The organism is Pseudoxanthobacter sp. M-2 (genome assembly GCF_046156265.1).
In the GTDB taxonomy this organism is placed as follows: Bacteria; Pseudomonadota; Alphaproteobacteria; order Rhizobiales; family Segnochrobactraceae; genus CAMDHY01.
In genome coordinates, this window is sequence record NZ_JAWDIR010000033.1 from 321319 (window position 1) to 336461 (window position 15143).

The window sequence follows — 15143 nt, forward strand, 5'->3', positions numbered from 1 at the left end:
GGGGACGGCACCCGACGTTCACAAGACGACCGGGGGCGGCCCTTCCGCCGCAGCCCCCGCGAGGCCGCGAAGCCGCGGGCGATTGACCCGCCCGCGCCCGCCGGTGCAGGGTCCGGCCGCCCCCGGAGACGCCCCGACCGATGCTGTTCGCCCTGCCGTTTCCCGCCATTAACCCTGTCATCGTCGAGCTCGGGCCGTTCGCGCTGCGCTGGTACGCCGTCGCTTACGTCGCCGGCATCCTGCTCGGCTGGTGGTACATGCGGTCGCTGGTGCGCACCGAGCGGCTGTGGGCGCCGGGGCAGCCGCGGCCGAGCCTCGCCGATGTCGACGATGTCGTCCTGTGGGCGACGCTCGGCATCGTGCTGGGCGGCCGTCTCGGCTACGTGCTGTTCTACAACCCGTTGTATTTCCTGCAGAACCCCGCCGAGATCCTGGTCCTCTGGGAAGGCGGCATGTCCTTCCACGGCGGCTTCCTCGGCGTCGTCCTCGCCGTCGCGCTGTTTTCCTGGCGCCGGCGCGTGCCGCTCGGCTCGCTGTCGGACATCGTCGCCGTCTCGACGCCGTTCGGCCTCCTGTTCGGGCGGCTTGCGAACTTCGTCAACGGCGAGCTGTGGGGCCGGCCGACCGACGTGCCGTGGGCCTTCGTCTTCCCCCGCGCCGGGCCGGAGCCGCGCCATCCGAGCCAGCTCTACGAGGCGGCCCTCGAGGGCCTCGTGCTGTTTCTCGTGCTGCGACTGCTCACCCACCGCTTCCACGTGCTGAAGCGCCCGTGGTTCGCCACCGGCGCCTTCGTCTGCGGCTACGGGTTGGCTCGCACCTTCGTCGAGTTCTTCCGCATGCCCGATGCCCATATCGGCTTCTTCGCCGGCTGGCTGACGATGGGCATGCTGCTGTCGATCCCGATGGTGCTCGTCGGGGCGCTCGTGATGGCGTGGGCGGCGCGGCGGCCGGCGGTGGCGGCCGGCACGGCGCCGTGAGCGACACCCCGCTCGGCCGCCGTCTCGCCCGTCTGATCGCCGAGACGGGGCCGATCACGGTGGCCGACTACATGGCCCACTGCCTCGGCGACCCCGAGCACGGCTACTATCTCGCCCGCGAGCCGTTCGGGCCGAAGGGCGACTTCGTAACCGCGCCTGAAATCTCGCAGATGTTCGGCGAGCTCGTCGGTGCCTGGCTCGCCGAGGCGTGGCACGCCGCCGGCCGACCGACGGAGGTGCGCCTGGTCGAGCTCGGTCCCGGTCGCGGTACGCTTTCCGCCGACATCCTGCGGACGCTGCGGCTGGTGCCGGATCTGGTCGCCGCCGCGACGCTCCACCTCGTCGAGACGAGCCCCCGCCTGCGCGCCATCCAGGCGGAGACGCTGGCGGCCGCTCCGGTCGCGGCGCACTGGCACGACCGGCTCGACGACGTGCCGGCGGGCTTCACCCTGGCGGTGGCCAACGAGTTCTTCGACGCCCTGCCGGTGCGCCAGTTCGTGCGTACCGATACCGCGTGGCAGGAGCGCGTCGTCGGGCTCGATGCCGACGGCAGCCTCGCCTTCGGCCTCGGCCCGGGCGCGCTCGCCGCCTGTGAGCTGCCGCCGCGGCTGCGCGCGGCGCCGACCGGCGCGATCCTCGAGGTCTCGCCGGCCTCGATCGCGGTGATGCAGACGCTCGCCGGCCGCATCGCCGGCCACAGTGGCGCCGCGCTCGTCATCGACTACGGCCATGCCGAGACCGGCCTCGGCGAGACGCTGCAGGCGGTCGCCGCTCACGCCTACGCCGATCCGCTCGCCGCCCCCGGCGAGGCCGACCTCACCGCCCACGTCGACTTTTCCGCGCTGGCCCGCGCCGCGCGCTCCGCCGGCGCCGCAGCGCACGGGCCGATCGGCCAGGGTGCGTTCCTCTCGGCGCTCGGGCTCGCACAGCGGGCCGCCCGGCTCTCCCGCGACGCCGATGCGGCGACCCGGGCCGCCATCGCTGCCGCCGCCGACCGCCTCGCGGCGCCGGGCGAGATGGGCACGCTGTTCAAGGTGTTGGCGGTGACGCCGCAGGGGGATGCCCCGCCGCCGCCGTTCGCGGTTTGACAGGTCCGTCGGCCGCACCCACCTTCGACGCACCCGCCGAATCCCTCGGCCCGCGCTTTCTCCGACAGGTTCCCGGACGCCGATGATCCGTGCCCCCGCCCTCGACGCCATGCCCGCCGTCCGCCACGCCTTCTTCACCCGCGAGGGCGGCGTCTCCGACGGCGTCTATGCGAGCCTCAATGTCGGGCTAGGCTCCTCCGACCGGCCGGAGAACGTCCACGAGAACCGTGCCCGCGTCGCCCGGGCGCTGGGGGTCGCGCCGGTGGCGCTGGCGCTGCCCTACCAGGTGCATTCCCCTGATGCCGCCGTGGTGCGGGCGCCGTGGGGCGAGGGAGAGCGGCCGCGCGTCGACGCCGTCGTCACCGACGTGCCGGGCCTCGCGATGGCGGTGACGACCGCCGATTGCACGCCGGTGCTGTTCGCCGACCCGGTCGCCGGCGTCGTCGGTGCCGCCCACGCGGGCTGGCGCGGCGCGCTCCGCGGCGTGCTCGAATCGACCGTGACCGCGATGGAGGGGCTCGGTGCCGGGCGCGAGCGCATCGTCGCGGTCATCGGCCCGACGATCTCCGCCGACGCCTACGAGGTCGGCCCGGAGTTCGTCGCCCGCTTTCTCGAGGAGGACGAGGCCAGCGCTGCCTTCTTCGTGCGCGCCGAGCGGGCCGGCCACTCGATGTTCGACCTGCCGGGCTATGTGGCGATGCGGCTCGGCAAGGCGGGGCTCGGCTCCGTCGAGGACCTCGGCCTCTGCACCTACCACGACGAGGCACGGTTCTTTTCCTATCGCCGCATGACGCACCGCGGCGAGGCGGATTACGGCCGGCTCGTGGCCGGCATCGCGCTGGCCGGCTGAGGTCCTCGCCCGGCCGTCCACAGCGATGTGAATCGCGTTCGCAATTCCGTCACAATCGGCTCGTCGTGTGCGCTGACCCGCGTCGGGGGTCGCGGCATACTGCGAGACCCTGACGATGAATGCCGGACTGATGCACCGAGCCCCTGCCTTTCCCCTCGGCGCCCTGACGCGCCGCCGTCTCGCGGCGCTGCTCGCGGTGATCGCCGGTGTGGTGATCGTCTGTCTGGCGGTCGTCGCTATGGCCGACCTGGATATTGCCGCGATCAGTGCCGAAAACGGACCGGTGGAGTGGCTGCAGGTCGCCTTCTACAGCACCGCGGCGGTCTGCTTCTTCGCCGCGGCGACGATGACGGAAGAGCGGCTGCACAGACTGGCGTTCGCCGGCTTCGGGCTGTTTATCGTCGTGCTGACGCTGCGGGAGCTCGACTTCACCCGCTCCGGCACACCCACCCTGGCGCTCGTCTTCAACAGCCGCGGCACCATTGCCGTGATGGCCCTGGCATGGCTCGGCCTCGCCGCAGTGTCCTGGCGGGACCCTCTCGGCCTCTTCGCCTCCGGCCTGCGCTGGTTGGGGGGACGGGGCGGCCGACCGCTGCTCGCCGCGGCGGTCCTGCTCCTCTGCGCCTGGGTGTTCGATCAACACCTCCTGCCCGTGGGGCGAACCGTCGACCTCGTCGGCGAGGAGGCGCTGGAACTCGCCGCGGCGTCGCTGGTGCTGTTGTCGGCGTTCGCGGCGGTTCACGTCTCGCGCTCCGCCGCCACGGCCTGAAGGCGCGCCGTTCGCCCACCGGCCAGGCGGCGCGCCGTCTCCACCCTCCGACCGTTGAGCCCGGGTGCTTCGGCCGTGTTCCGCGCGCCGTTGCCGGCCGGCGAACGATCGCCTAGGGTCCGGCCCGCCTGCGAGGAGACCGCCGTGAGCCTCATCATCGAGGAGGCGCCGCGACCCGGCGTCGTCCTGCTCCGCCTCAACCGTCCCGACGCCCTCAACGCCCTCAACATGGAGATCCGGCGCGAACTCGCCGAGATCCTGGCACGACTCGTCGACGACCCGGCGGTGCGCGTCGTCGTCGTCACCGGCGACGACAAGGCGTTCGCCGCCGGCGCCGACATCAAGGCGATGGCCGAGGCCTCCCCGACCGAGATGCACCGGCGCGGCCTGCACCGGCTGTGGGCGGCGGTGGCCGAGTTCCGCAAGCCGATGATCGCCGCGGTGCGCGGCTTCGCGCTGGGTGGCGGCTGCGAGCTCGCGCTGCACGCCGACATCATCGTCGCCGGCCGGGGCGCGAAGTTCGGGCTGCCGGAGGTGCGCGTCGGCATCATGCCCGGCGCCGGCGGCACCCAGCGGCTGGTGCGCGCCGTCGGCAAGTACAAGGCGATGAAGCTCCTGATGACCGGCGAGCAGATCGACGGCGAGACCGCCGAGCGCTGGGGGCTCGCGAGCGAGGTCGTCGACGACGACGCCGTGCTCGAGCGGGCGCTGGAGCTCGCCACCCGCATTGCGGCGGGCCCGGCGGTGGCGCTCGAGCACATCAAGGAGACGGTGCTGCTCGGCGCCGACCTGCCCTTGCAGTCGGCGCTGGCGCTGGAGCGCCGGTCGTTCCAGTTGCTGTTCGACACCGACGACCAGCGCGAGGGCATGGCGGCCTTCATCGAGCGGCGCAAGCCGGCGTTCAAGGGCGAGTGACGCAGAGATGAGTGACGCGAGCGTGAGCACGATGAGCGACAGTGGACCAGCGGTCATCGGCGTCGTCGGCGCCGGCGCGATGGGCGCCGGCATCGTGCAGTGGGCGGCCGAGGCCGGCCACACCGTGATCGCCTTCGACGCCCGGCCCGGCGCCGTCGTGGCGGCGAAGGAGAAGATCGCCGACCTGTTCGACCGCATCGTCGCCAAGGGGCGGATGACGGCGGAGACGGCTTCGGCGGCCCTCGCCCGCATCACCCCGGCCGAGACGCTCGCCGACTTCGCCCGCGCCGATCTGGTGATCGAGGCGATCGTCGAGGATCTCGAGGCGAAGCGCGGCCTGTTCCGCGACCTCGAGGAGATCGTGCGGCCGGACGCGGTGCTCGCCACCAACACCTCGTCCTTGTCGGTGACGGCAGTCGCCGCCGCTGCTCGCCGGCCGGAGCGCGTCGCGGGCCTGCACTTCTTCAATCCCGTGCCGCTGATGAAGGTGGTCGAGGTGATTCCGGGCCTGCGCACGGCACCAGCGGTGGCGGACACGCTCGCAGCCCTCGTCGCCGCCACCGGCCACCGGGCGGTCACCTGCCGCGACACGCCGGGCTTCCTCGTCAACCACGCCGGCCGCGCCTTCTCGACGGAAGGGCTGAAGATCGTCCAGGACGGCGTCGGCGAGCCGGCCGACGTCGACCGCGTGATGACCGAGGCGGCGGGCTTCCGCATGGGCCCGTTCGAGCTCTTCGACCTCACCGGCCTCGACGTCTCGAACCGGGTGATGGACGAGATCTACGGCCAGTTCTACCAGGAGCCGCGCTACCGCCCGTCGCCGATCGCCGGCCGCCGCGTCGCCGGCGGGCTCTACGGCCGCAAGAGCGGCGAGGGCTTCTATCGCTACGACGACGGCCGCAAGGCCGCCCCCGCCGAAATCGCGCCGCCCAATGGACCGGCGCCGACGGTCTGGCTCGGCGCCGTCGCGGCGGAGGTCCGTGACGCCGTCGCCGCGGCGCTCGCCGAGGGCGGTGCGACCGTGCAGGATGGGACGGACGCTCCCGCCGGCGCGGCCCTGATCGTCACGCCGCTCGGCCTCGACACCACGCACGCCGCGCTCGCGGCCGGGCTCGACCCGCGGCGGACGGTGGCGCTCGATCCGCTGTTCCCGGCTAGCTTCGCGAGCGGCGGGCGGGTGACGCTAATGACGAGCCCGGCCACCGATGCCGGCCTTGCCGACGGCGTGCACCGCGCGCTGCTTGCGGCCGGCCGCAAGGTCACCCGCATCGCCGACAGCCCGGGCTTCATCGCCCAGCGCATGCTGGCGATGGTGGTGGCGACCGCCTGTGAGATCGCCCAGCAGAAGATCGCCTCCCCGGCCGACATCGACGCCGCGGTCCGGCTTGGCCTCGGCTATCCGCAGGGGCCGCTCGCCCTCGGCGATGCCATCGGCCCGGTGCGGATCCTCGAGATCCTGTCGGGGCTTCATACGCTGACGGGTGATCCGCGTTATCGTCCACCGCTCTGGCTGCGGCGCCGGGCGGCGCTTGGGCTGTCGCTGGCGACGCCCGATCGCTGACGACCGCGGTTCTGCGGCGGCGGCGGTTGAAAGCCGGCCGGCGGTTGACCAATGTCAACGACAAGGCGGTGCCCGGCCCGGAAGGATCGGCGCCACCGTCCGGCCGCCAAGGCCCAACGACAGGGAAGACCCCGCGCAATGTCAGAGCTGAAGAAGATCCGCCTCAATCTCGCCCGCACGCGCGAGTTCCCGAACGGCTCCAACCGGCATGGCTACGAGTTCGCCGCCCCGCTCAACGCCGAGGGCCACATCGACGTCGAGGGCTGGAAGCGGCTGCGCGCCAATTGCCGCGTCCGCCGCTTCTGGGCCGACGAGGAGGAGGACCTCGGCCACCTCATTCACCGGCCGGGCGGCAGCTGGGCGTTCCGCTACGACATCGCCGGCGACGAGGACGACGAGGCCGGCTACCGCCTCGGCGACCACGCCTTCGTGCCGGGCGAATATGTCTCGATCCGCGACGAGGACGGCGACCTACACACCTTCCAGGTCGTGACCGTCACGGAGCCATGAGCTCAGTCGTTAGCCGGCATTCTCAGCGAGAAGCCGGCTAACGATCCACGCTACGTCTAGAGCAACGGCAACTTTACCGCGGCTTAGTGCGCCATCAGCACCGGGACCGTCATCATCTCCAGCATGTCGCGCGTGGTGCCGCCGAGCACGAACTGGCGGAAGCGGGAGTGGCCGTAGGCGCCCATCACCAGCATGTCGAAGCCCTCGTCGCTGACGACGTTGAGCATGGCAGCGGCGACGTCGCGCTCGACCGGGGGCACGCGCAGGATCGTCACCGACAGGCCGTGGCGGGCGAGGAAGAGGGCGAGGTCGGCGCCGGGCTCGCCGACGAAGCGGCTGCCGTCGTCGACGACGATCACTGACACGCTCTCGGCCGCCTTCAGGAACGGCATGGCCCCGCGGACGGAACGGCCGGCGGGCCGGCCGCCATCCCAGGCGACGGCGATCTTGGCGCCGCGATGCTGCCCGCCGGCGATGTAGGGCACCACCAGCGTCGGCGCCCCGGCCGAGAACAGCAGCGTCTCGATGACGGCGCGCCGATCGCCTTCCGGCCGCTCGGGATCTTCCTGACCGACGATGGCGACGTCGCAGAGCCGCGCGCGGGCGGCAAGCTCCTCGAACTCGCCCTCGCCGCCGTCGAAACGCGCGGCCTCGAAGCTGATGCCGGCGGCGGACGCCATCGTCTCGAACGCTTTCATCGCCTCCCGCGCCGGCTGCTCGGCGCTGGCGCGGATATCGGCGAGCACGCTCGCCGGGATGCCGCCACCGATGACGGAGGGCGTCAGATAGTCGAACACCGGCACGAGGCCGGTGAGGTGCGCACCCGTCTGGGCGGCGAGGTCGATGGCGTGCGCCGCGGCGGGACGCCGGCCGGCGAGATCGACCACCGTCAGCACGTCCCGGATCTCTGCTGGCTTGCCGTGTGTCATGGCTGCCGTCCTTCCCTGTCTGCACGGCTTCGCGCCCGTGCGCCGGCGGCTCGCGGCCGCCCATCCCGGGCAGGAGAACACAGGCGCCGGCGGCGGCGCCTTGCGCCACGTCAACTCGCGCGGACGGTCGTGCGTGGGCGTGCGGGTTAGAGGTGCGCGCGGCTCAGGCCGGGAGTTCCGCCGGCACGGCGGTGGCAAACCGCACGGCGACCGTGCCGGCGCGGCCACGGACCGCGACCGCCGACGGTGGCCCGAAGCCGGCGGCACCGCCCGCCTGCCGCTCCGTCGGCAGCGCGGCGAACACTGTCTCGGCCGCCGCCACCTGCGCCCGGTTTGCCTTGGCGATTTCGAGCAGGCGGCTCGCGACGTTGACGGTGTCGCCGGTGGCGGTGATGTGCTGGTGGGCGGCGGCGCCGAGGCGCGAGACGACGACGGGGCCGTAGTGCAGGCCGAAGCGCACCGTCATCGCCGCCCCCGGTGCGGCGGCTGCGATGAAGGTCGCAAGCGCCGCGGCGAGTTCACGGACGCTCGTGAGCGCCCGCTCCGCCTCGTCGCCGCGCCGCTCCGGGAAGCCGTAGACGATCATCGCGCCGTCGCCCATGAAGGCGACGATGAGGCCGTCGTGGGCGGTGGCGACGCGGCCGACCGCCTCGTGGAAGCCCTTCAGGAAAGCGCGCGTTTCCGCCGGGCCGAGCCGTTCGCTGAGGCCGGTGAAGCCCGACAGGTCGAGGAACAGCACCGCGGCCTCGCAGGCAGACGGCTCGGCGAGGAAATCCGGATCGTCGAGCCGGTCGGCGAGCAGCGGCGACTGCATGCGGGCGAGTGCTGCCCGCGTCTCGCCGAGGCGGGCGTTGAGCCGGTGCTCGAACAGGTAGCGCGCGATGCCATAGGCGACCGCCGTCGGGACGGCGGCGGCGAGCGGCAGGGCGATGCTCAGCCAGAGGCCGGCGTCGAAGGCGACGACGACGCCGGCGAGCCAGGCCGCCGCGAGGACGCCGGCGAGCGCCAGCCCGAGCGCCGGGCTCGCGACCGCCATCAGCACGACGATCACCGCGGGCATGGCGATCGTGGTGGCAGCGTCGATGCGGCGCACGCCCTCGTCGCGCACGAGGCCGGTGCCGGTGACGAGGTTGCCGATCGCGGTCGCCAGAACCTCGACGCCCGGCACGTCGGCGTCGAAGGGGGTGGCGAAGCGGTCGCCGCTGCCGAGCGCGGTGGTGCCGAGGACGACGGTGCGACCGGCGAGCGCCGCGAGCGCCTCCGGGTCGCCCGCCAGCACCCGCTCGGCGCTGATCGTCGCGATCGTGCCTTCCGGTCCGTAGTAGGTGAGCGGCAGGTGATGGCCGAGGTCGAGGGGCTGGCGGACGGCACCGAGCGTGACGCTGTCGGCGCCGAAGCGCGGCTCGGCGGCGAGTGCGGCGGCCGCGACGACCAGCACGAATCCGGGGGCGACACCACCGTCGGCCGCCACCAGCAGCGGCACGTGGCGCGGCGTGCCGCCGGCATCGACGGAGACGTTGACGAGCCCCGGCCGGGCGCGTCCGAGGAAGATCCCCGCCGGCCACGTCACCGTTGTTGCACGCGGGATTGGGCCGATGCCGAGGTCGACAGCCGTGCCGCCGGCGGCTTCCGGCGGCGGTGCGTCGTCGCCGCTGTCGAACACTGCCGCCGCGCCGATCACGGCCGTCGCCTCCGCGAGAGCGTCGGCGAGCGCCCGGTCGGCGCCGGAGCGGCTGTCCTCGAGGAACAGGAAGTCGAGGGCGAGGACGCGCGGCCCGGCGGCGGAGATCCGCGCGACGATGTCGGCGAGGACGCCGCGCGACAGCGGGTAGCTGCCGACGGCGCGGATCGTCGCCTCGTCGACGGCGACGATGACGACGTCGTCCGGCGCGGGGCGCGGGCCCGCGAGGCGGAAGCGCAGGTCGAGCGCCAGCGCCTCGATGCGGTCGAGCGACGAGGCGGCGCCGGTCAGTTGCAGGCGGGCGAGCCAGGTGCCCCAGAGCGCGCCCGCGATCGCGAAGGCGAGCGTCAGGACGAGGAGGGTGCGGCGACCGGCCGCCGGTCTCATCGCCCGAAGCGCGCGAGGAGGGCTGCCGCTCTGGCCGCGCCCCAGCGGATCGCCCGCTGCTGGCCGGGTCCGCGGACGTCGACGCCCTCGCCGGCCTGGAGGACGACGCCGCTGCCGCCGCCGCGCGGCGCGACGGCGACGCGGCCGGAGACGACGAAGACGGAGGTCACGTCCGAGGCTGCGTCGACGGCCCATTCGGTGCCGCGCACGGAGGCGACGGCGCGCGGCGTCAGGATCTGGAAGCCGCGGCCGGCACCGGGATCGACCTTGACGAGGGCGGCGCCGCGGTCGAGGCGAAGCGCCTCGGGCCGGCCGTCACTGTTGCCGTCGACGACGGCATAGGCGGCCGAACGCTCGACGGTGATCCTGAGGCCGTGGCCGCAGTCGAGGGTGATGGCAGGCCCCGTCGCGGCCGGATCGGGCCTGCAGCCGGCGTTGGACTGGGCGGCGGCGGGGGTCGCCAGGGCGGCGACCGCGGCGACGACCGCGAGGAGACCGGAAGCGGCGTGCCGGGAGGAGCGGATCATGGGGTCGACCTCGTCTTGCTGGGCAGCCGGGCGCGCGAAGTCTACTCTGGCACGCTCGGGGACGTCACCGCCAACGTGGTGGTGCCGGCCGGTTGAAACAGGGGTCGCAAGGCCGGTCGGGGAACCGGCCGGTTCGTCGTCCGGCCGGTCGCAGCGACCGGCTGGGGCGAAGGTCAGGGACGGGAGCCGTGCCGATGCCGACCGTGGACACCGCCGACATCGCTGCGCAGCTCGGCCGCGCCAGCCTGTTCACCGGCCTGTCGGAGGCGCAGCTCAAGCGCGTCGCGGCGATCACGCGCACCGTGCGCCTGTCGGCCGGAGCGTCTCTGTTCACCGTCGGCGATCCGGCCGACGGGCTGTACTGCGTGTCGGCCGGCGTCGTCCGCATCTTCCTCGACAATGCCGACGGCCGCGAACTGACGATCACGCTCTGCGAGGAAGGCGAGGTGATCGGCGAGGTGGCGCTGCTCGACGGGCTGAGCCGCTCCGCCAATGCCGCAGCGCTGACCGACGTCGAGCTCCTGTTCGTCGGCCGGCGCGTCTTCCTCGAGCTGTTCGACGAGGAGCCGGGGCTGTCGAAGGCGATCGTGCTGGCGCTCTGCGAACGTCTCAGGCTCGCCACCGACAAGATCAACCGCGCCGCCTTCCTCGACCTGCGCGACCGGCTGCTGGTGCTGCTGCGCGAGCTCGCCATCGTGCACGGCCACATCGAGCCGGATGCGGCGGTCGTCGATCTCGACCTCACCCAGGGGATGCTGGCGCAGATGCTGGGCGCGACCCGCGAGGCGGTCAACAAGCAGCTCCGTCTGCTGCAGAAGGAAGGGCGGATCAAGGTGGAGGGCGGGCGCATCGCGGTCGCCCGCCTCCGCCCGTCCCCGCACTGAGCTCGCTCACGGCCGGCGGCGCATCCGGCCCTCGGCGATGCGGTCGGCGAGGCCGTTGATGTCGGTCCGTTCGAGGCCGATGTCGGCGAGGATGCGGTCGTCGAGGTCACCGAGGACCCGGCGGGTCCGCGCCGCGGCGAACCGCGCCAGGAGGTAGGCCGACAGGTGCCGGCAGGCGCCGAAGGCCCGGCGGGCGGCGAGGCCGCCGGCCCGGCCGGCGGAAAGGGTGGTCTGCATGTCGAGTGCTCCGAGTGGGGAGCCCGCCGGTCACGGACGGGCTTCCAGGATCATGTTGAAGGGCGTTTCCGCCGCCCGGCGGACCCGCGAGAAGCCGGCCTCGGCGAGAACCTCCGCCAGCCGCGCCTCGCCGGCCTGGGCGCCGAGCGCGAGCCCGACCTCCTGGGCCATCGAGACGGGCGTGCAGATCATCGTCGAGGAGGCGTAGTAGAGGCGGCCGACGGCGTTGAGGTTGTCCTCCAGCCGGTCGCCGGCCATCGGCTCCACCAGCATCAGGACGCCGTCGGCCGACAGCGTCGTGCGCAGGTGCGACGCCGCGCCGACGGGATCGCCCATGTCGTGCAGGCAATCGAACATCGTCACGAGGTCGAAGCCGCGGACGGGCACGTCGGTCGCCGCGAGCGCGGCGAAGCGCGTGTTGGCCGAGACGCCGGCCCGCTCCGCCGCCACCCGTGCCCGCTGGATCGAGCCGGCGTGGTAGTCGAAGCCGGCGAAGTTCGAGCGCGGAAAGGCCTGCGCCATCAGGATGGTGGAGGCGCCGTGGCCGCAGCCGACGTCGGCGACGCGGCCGCCCTGCTTCAGCTTCTCGACGACGCCGTCCAGCGCCGGCAGCCAGTCGCGGACGAGGTGCTCGTGGTAGCCCGCGCGGAAGAAGCGCTCGACGCCGGAGAACAGGCAGTCGCAGCGCTCGTGCCAGCCGAGGCCCTTGCCGCTGCGGAAGGCTTCCGCGACGCGGGGGGCATCGACGACGCTGGAGGCGATCACCTCGAAGCCGCCCAGCATGTTGACGGGGCTCTCCGGGTCGGCGAACACCGCCGCCTGCTCCGGCGTCATCTCGAAGCTGTCGTTGATCGGATCATAGTCGAGGTAGCCGGCGGCGGCGTGGGCCGCGAGCCACTCCCGGATGCAGCGCTCGTGGGTGCGGGTGCGTTCGGCGAGCGCCCTTGGCGTCGTCGGTCCCGCATCGCGCAGGGCAGCGTAGAGACCGAGTTCGTCGCCGATCCGCACCAGCGGCACGATCGATGCGGCGCCGAGTTCGCCCAGCATCCTGCCGACGAAGGCGTCGAGCCGCGCCTGGTCGAGTGTCATGGTCGTCCCCTTTTGCTCTGAGACGCCACCGGCTCGCCGGTGGCGGTCCGACCGGGCGACATCACCCGTCGGACGAGCAGGGGAATAGGCCTTCGCGGCCGGCGGGGATGTGAAGTGCGTCACAAGCCGGCCGAATCCGCCATTGGACGCGTGCGCGATCCTCTCGGCGGGCGGGGCTGACGGGAATTGGCGGCAGGGCGGTCGGTGACCGCCCCGCCGCATCGTCTCACTTGGCCGACAAGAGCTCCGGCACGGCGAGCAGGATGAGCTCGTTGTCGTCCTGCTTCTGCGGCTCGCGGCCGGCCGAGAACGGCAGGTTGTTGTCGTTGCCGACGATGATGTGGCGCTCATCGACCACGGCGACGTCCTCGATCGTCACGAACGGGAAGTCGAAGGAGCCTTCCGAGCCGCCCTGGCGGGCCTTGCCCTCGGGATCGGCGATCTTCAGGAGGTCGATCGAGCCGATCTTGCGGGCCTTGCCGTCGTCCGTGAGCTCGATCTTGAAGACGCGCTTGAAGGCGGCCGGGGCGACGAAGCAGTCGGGGCCCTTGTCACCCTCGGCGCAGGCGCGGGCGGCGATGCCCTCGTTGTTGTCGCGCTCGATGACGAGGGCCGTCTTCTCATCGATCATGTTGAAGTCGCCGATGTTGTTGCCGGCGACGTCGAGCGGGTAGGTCCAGGAGCGGCCGGTCCAGGCGGCCTTCTCGACGTCGAACTCGAGGACGCGGAGAACTTCCTTGCCGTCGACCGTCTCCCACGCGCCGGCGGCCTCGACCCACAGCGGCCCCTCGAGCAGGGGATAGAGGAAACGGCCATCCGGCGACGCGGCGATGCCCTCGAAGCCGCGCGAGCGGCGGACGGTGAAGGCGAGCTTGCCGCCGGGGACGGCCGGGGTCGTCAGAGCGGGGTGGTCGGGCGAGCGCACCGCGACGCCGTCGACCATCGTCTCGTGGAAGGCCTTCGCGCGGCCGTCACGGCCGAACTCGACGAGGAAGGGGCCGAACTCGTCACCGACGAAGAACGAGTCGCCGACCGGCTGGATCGACTCGACGTCGAGGTCGGCGCCGGTGAGGTAGCGGCTGTCGCTGCTCTCGGTGGCGATGCGGTAGGGGAGGACCTTGTCGGGATCGGAGAGGAAGATCGTCTCCTCGATCGTCACAGAGCCGGCGTCCCAGTCCGGGCGCAGGCGGTGGACGATCAGCATGGCATCGGGCGAGTTCGCCTTGGCGCCGAAGCCGTTGTCCTGAATCACCCAGTAGGAGCCGTCGCCGGCCGGCTTGATGCCGGAGAAGCCCTGCACCGGCTGGCCATCGAAGGGCGTTGCCATGCCGGTCAGGCGCGGTGCGTCCTTCGACGACAGGAAGCTCGAGCCCGGCACGCTGCCGACGGCATCGACGCGGCGGGCGTCGGGCGCGGTGTACTTGCCGGAGATCGCGAGGTCGGCGGGGGCGTCCGCCGGCGGCGCGACGAAGGTGGCGGCGGGCAGCACCGCGTGCCCGGCGAGCGTCGCGGGGAACGTGTCGTCGGCCAGAGCGGGGGCAATGCCGGCGGGGGCGGCAAAAATGGCAATGGCCAGCGCGGACGCCAGCGTTCGAACGATCGAGGTCATCGGCGGGTCTCCCAGGAGCGGATGCCGGCGGGGGCTGCCGGTCGGCCGCTTATGGGGACGGGAGACGACGCTCGTGTCTCGGTTGCGCGACGCGTCCGTGACGGTGGGGCGGGGCGGAACGGGGGGCGGCCGCGCGCGCCGTTGTCCCGGATCAGCGCGGCTGTGGCGCGGGCACCAACCGGCCCTGCGCGAGCCGCAGCAGCGTTGCGGCCGACAGGGCCGCGATCGAAACGTTGGCGAGGACGAAGAGGGCAATGGCGATCCAGTCCACCACCCCCGGTGCGCCGCGGCCGACGAGCAGGATCGCCGAGAGAGGCGCCGCCGTCAGCCCGAAGGAGAACGCCCACCAGCTCGGGGCGAAGCCGTTCGCCGCCACCCACGGCAGCAGGCGGGCGATGACCAGCATCAGCATCAGGCCGTAGCCGAGGAGCGCGTAGTCGAACGGCCCGGGCGTTCCTGAGCTGACGGCGAGCCAGGCGACGAGGCCGACCACCGGCGGGGCGAGCTGGATGCCGATCAGCGGCCGGATCGCCGGCGCCATCGGCTCGTGGCTGAAGAAGCGGGCCCAGATTGTGGATTCGATCGCGAGCCAGGAGAGCATGCCGGCGCCGAAGAACATCAGCCCGACCTCGGGAAGCCGCATGGCGCCCAGCGCGATGGTGGCGGCGAAGTTGCCGGCGACGAGCGGCAGATAGAGCACCGGCGTGATCATCGGCGCAGGCAGGGTGCCGAGCCAGAGGCCGCCGACCCGCCAGGCGATGTAGACGACGTGGCCGGCGAGACCGACCGCCAGCAGCGTCCAGGCAAGCGCCTCGCTGTAGGGCCTGACGGCGCCGACCATCAGCAGTGTCGCGACGAAGACGAGCCCGACGAAGCAGCACTGCACGGGGTGCTCGAGCTCGGCCTTCACGGCCTCGAAATTGGCGATGCAGCGGGCGATGAAGCTGATGGCGAGGATCCCCCAGACGAGGGCGGCGAGCCCGAGCACGACCTCGCCGATCAGCGGCGGAACGCCCCAGACGGTGGCGGCGGCGCGCCAGCCGGCGCCGAGGCCGGCGAGCCCGAGGACGATCGCGAACAGGGACGACGGCAACCGGGTCAGCATCGGCGAGCTCCACCAGGCACGGGAG

Annotated in this window: 15 protein-coding genes; 8 read left to right on the forward strand and 7 right to left on the reverse strand. The window is 72.8% G+C overall.

Translation table 11 applies throughout. The annotated features are described in order from the left end of the window. Positions 1-140: 140 nt before the first annotated feature. The 7 genes from lgt to RUR49_RS16615 all read left to right on the forward strand — a co-directional run bounded on the left by lgt (position 141) and on the right by RUR49_RS16615 (position 6670). On the forward strand, positions 141-977 hold the full coding sequence (gene lgt, locus RUR49_RS16585) for a prolipoprotein diacylglyceryl transferase (protein WP_409147496.1): 837 nt from the start codon (positions 141-143) through the stop codon (positions 975-977). Further along, positions 974-2065, forward strand: a complete 1092-nt coding sequence (locus RUR49_RS16590) for a class I SAM-dependent methyltransferase (protein ID WP_409147497.1) — start codon at positions 974-976, stop codon at positions 2063-2065. The genes lgt and RUR49_RS16590 overlap by 4 nt, the downstream gene beginning before the upstream one ends. Before the next feature lie 82 nt (positions 2066-2147). Next, positions 2148-2915, forward strand: coding sequence for a peptidoglycan editing factor PgeF (gene pgeF, locus RUR49_RS16595; RefSeq protein ID WP_409147498.1), 768 nt, complete (start codon positions 2148-2150; stop codon positions 2913-2915). A gap of 115 nt (positions 2916-3030) precedes the next feature. Beyond that, positions 3031-3684 (forward strand): hypothetical protein, encoded by a 654-nt coding sequence (locus RUR49_RS16600; protein ID WP_409147499.1) that lies wholly within the window; start codon positions 3031-3033, stop codon positions 3682-3684. A gap of 153 nt (positions 3685-3837) precedes the next feature. Beyond that, positions 3838-4599, forward strand: coding sequence for an enoyl-CoA hydratase-related protein (locus tag RUR49_RS16605; protein ID WP_409147690.1), 762 nt, complete (start codon positions 3838-3840; stop codon positions 4597-4599). Positions 4600-4606: 7 nt separating this feature from the next. Next, complete coding sequence (locus tag RUR49_RS16610; RefSeq protein ID WP_409147500.1) at positions 4607-6160, forward strand: 3-hydroxyacyl-CoA dehydrogenase; 1554 nt, start codon at positions 4607-4609, stop codon at positions 6158-6160. A gap of 138 nt (positions 6161-6298) precedes the next feature. Beyond that, the gene (locus tag RUR49_RS16615) at positions 6299-6670 is read left to right on the forward strand and encodes a hypothetical protein (protein ID WP_409147501.1); all 372 of its coding nucleotides are present in this window, start codon (positions 6299-6301) and stop codon (positions 6668-6670) included. A gap of 83 nt (positions 6671-6753) precedes the next feature. Here RUR49_RS16615 and RUR49_RS16620 read toward each other — a convergent pair whose 3' ends face one another. The 3 genes from RUR49_RS16620 to RUR49_RS16630 all read right to left on the reverse strand — a co-directional run bounded on the left by RUR49_RS16620 (position 6754) and on the right by RUR49_RS16630 (position 10194). Then, on the reverse strand, positions 6754-7599 hold the full coding sequence (locus tag RUR49_RS16620; protein WP_409147502.1) for a universal stress protein: 846 nt from the start codon (positions 7597-7599) through the stop codon (positions 6754-6756). 163 nt (positions 7600-7762) lie between these two features. After that, entirely contained in the window at positions 7763-9667 is a 1905-nt protein-coding gene (locus RUR49_RS16625) for a CHASE2 domain-containing protein (protein WP_409147503.1), read from the reverse strand. Beyond that, complete coding sequence (locus RUR49_RS16630) at positions 9664-10194, reverse strand: FecR family protein (RefSeq protein WP_409147504.1); 531 nt, start codon at positions 10192-10194, stop codon at positions 9664-9666. Before RUR49_RS16630 ends, RUR49_RS16625 begins: the two co-directional genes overlap by 4 nt. A gap of 194 nt (positions 10195-10388) precedes the next feature. Between RUR49_RS16630 and RUR49_RS16635 the strand changes: the two genes are divergently transcribed. Continuing rightward, positions 10389-11078: a Crp/Fnr family transcriptional regulator gene (locus tag RUR49_RS16635; protein ID WP_409147505.1), complete on the forward strand. Its 690-nt coding sequence runs from the start codon at positions 10389-10391 to the stop codon at positions 11076-11078. Between the two features lie 6 nt (positions 11079-11084). On the opposite strand, the gene RUR49_RS16640 is transcribed toward RUR49_RS16635, so the two are convergent. From RUR49_RS16640 to RUR49_RS16655, 4 genes are all read right to left on the reverse strand, one after another. After that, a complete protein-coding gene (locus RUR49_RS16640; RefSeq protein ID WP_409147506.1) occupies positions 11085-11315 on the reverse strand; it encodes a DUF1127 domain-containing protein in 231 nt (76 codons plus the stop codon). A 30-nt stretch (positions 11316-11345) separates the two neighbouring features. Beyond that, on the reverse strand, positions 11346-12404 hold the full coding sequence (locus tag RUR49_RS16645; protein WP_409147507.1) for a class I SAM-dependent methyltransferase: 1059 nt from the start codon (positions 12402-12404) through the stop codon (positions 11346-11348). Between the two features lie 226 nt (positions 12405-12630). Further along, a complete protein-coding gene (locus tag RUR49_RS16650) occupies positions 12631-14013 on the reverse strand; it encodes an esterase-like activity of phytase family protein (protein WP_409147508.1) in 1383 nt (460 codons plus the stop codon). Between the two features lie 151 nt (positions 14014-14164). Continuing rightward, entirely contained in the window at positions 14165-15118 is a 954-nt protein-coding gene (locus tag RUR49_RS16655) for a dicarboxylate transporter/tellurite-resistance protein TehA (RefSeq protein ID WP_409147509.1), read from the reverse strand. Positions 15119-15143: the final 25 nt, after the last annotated feature.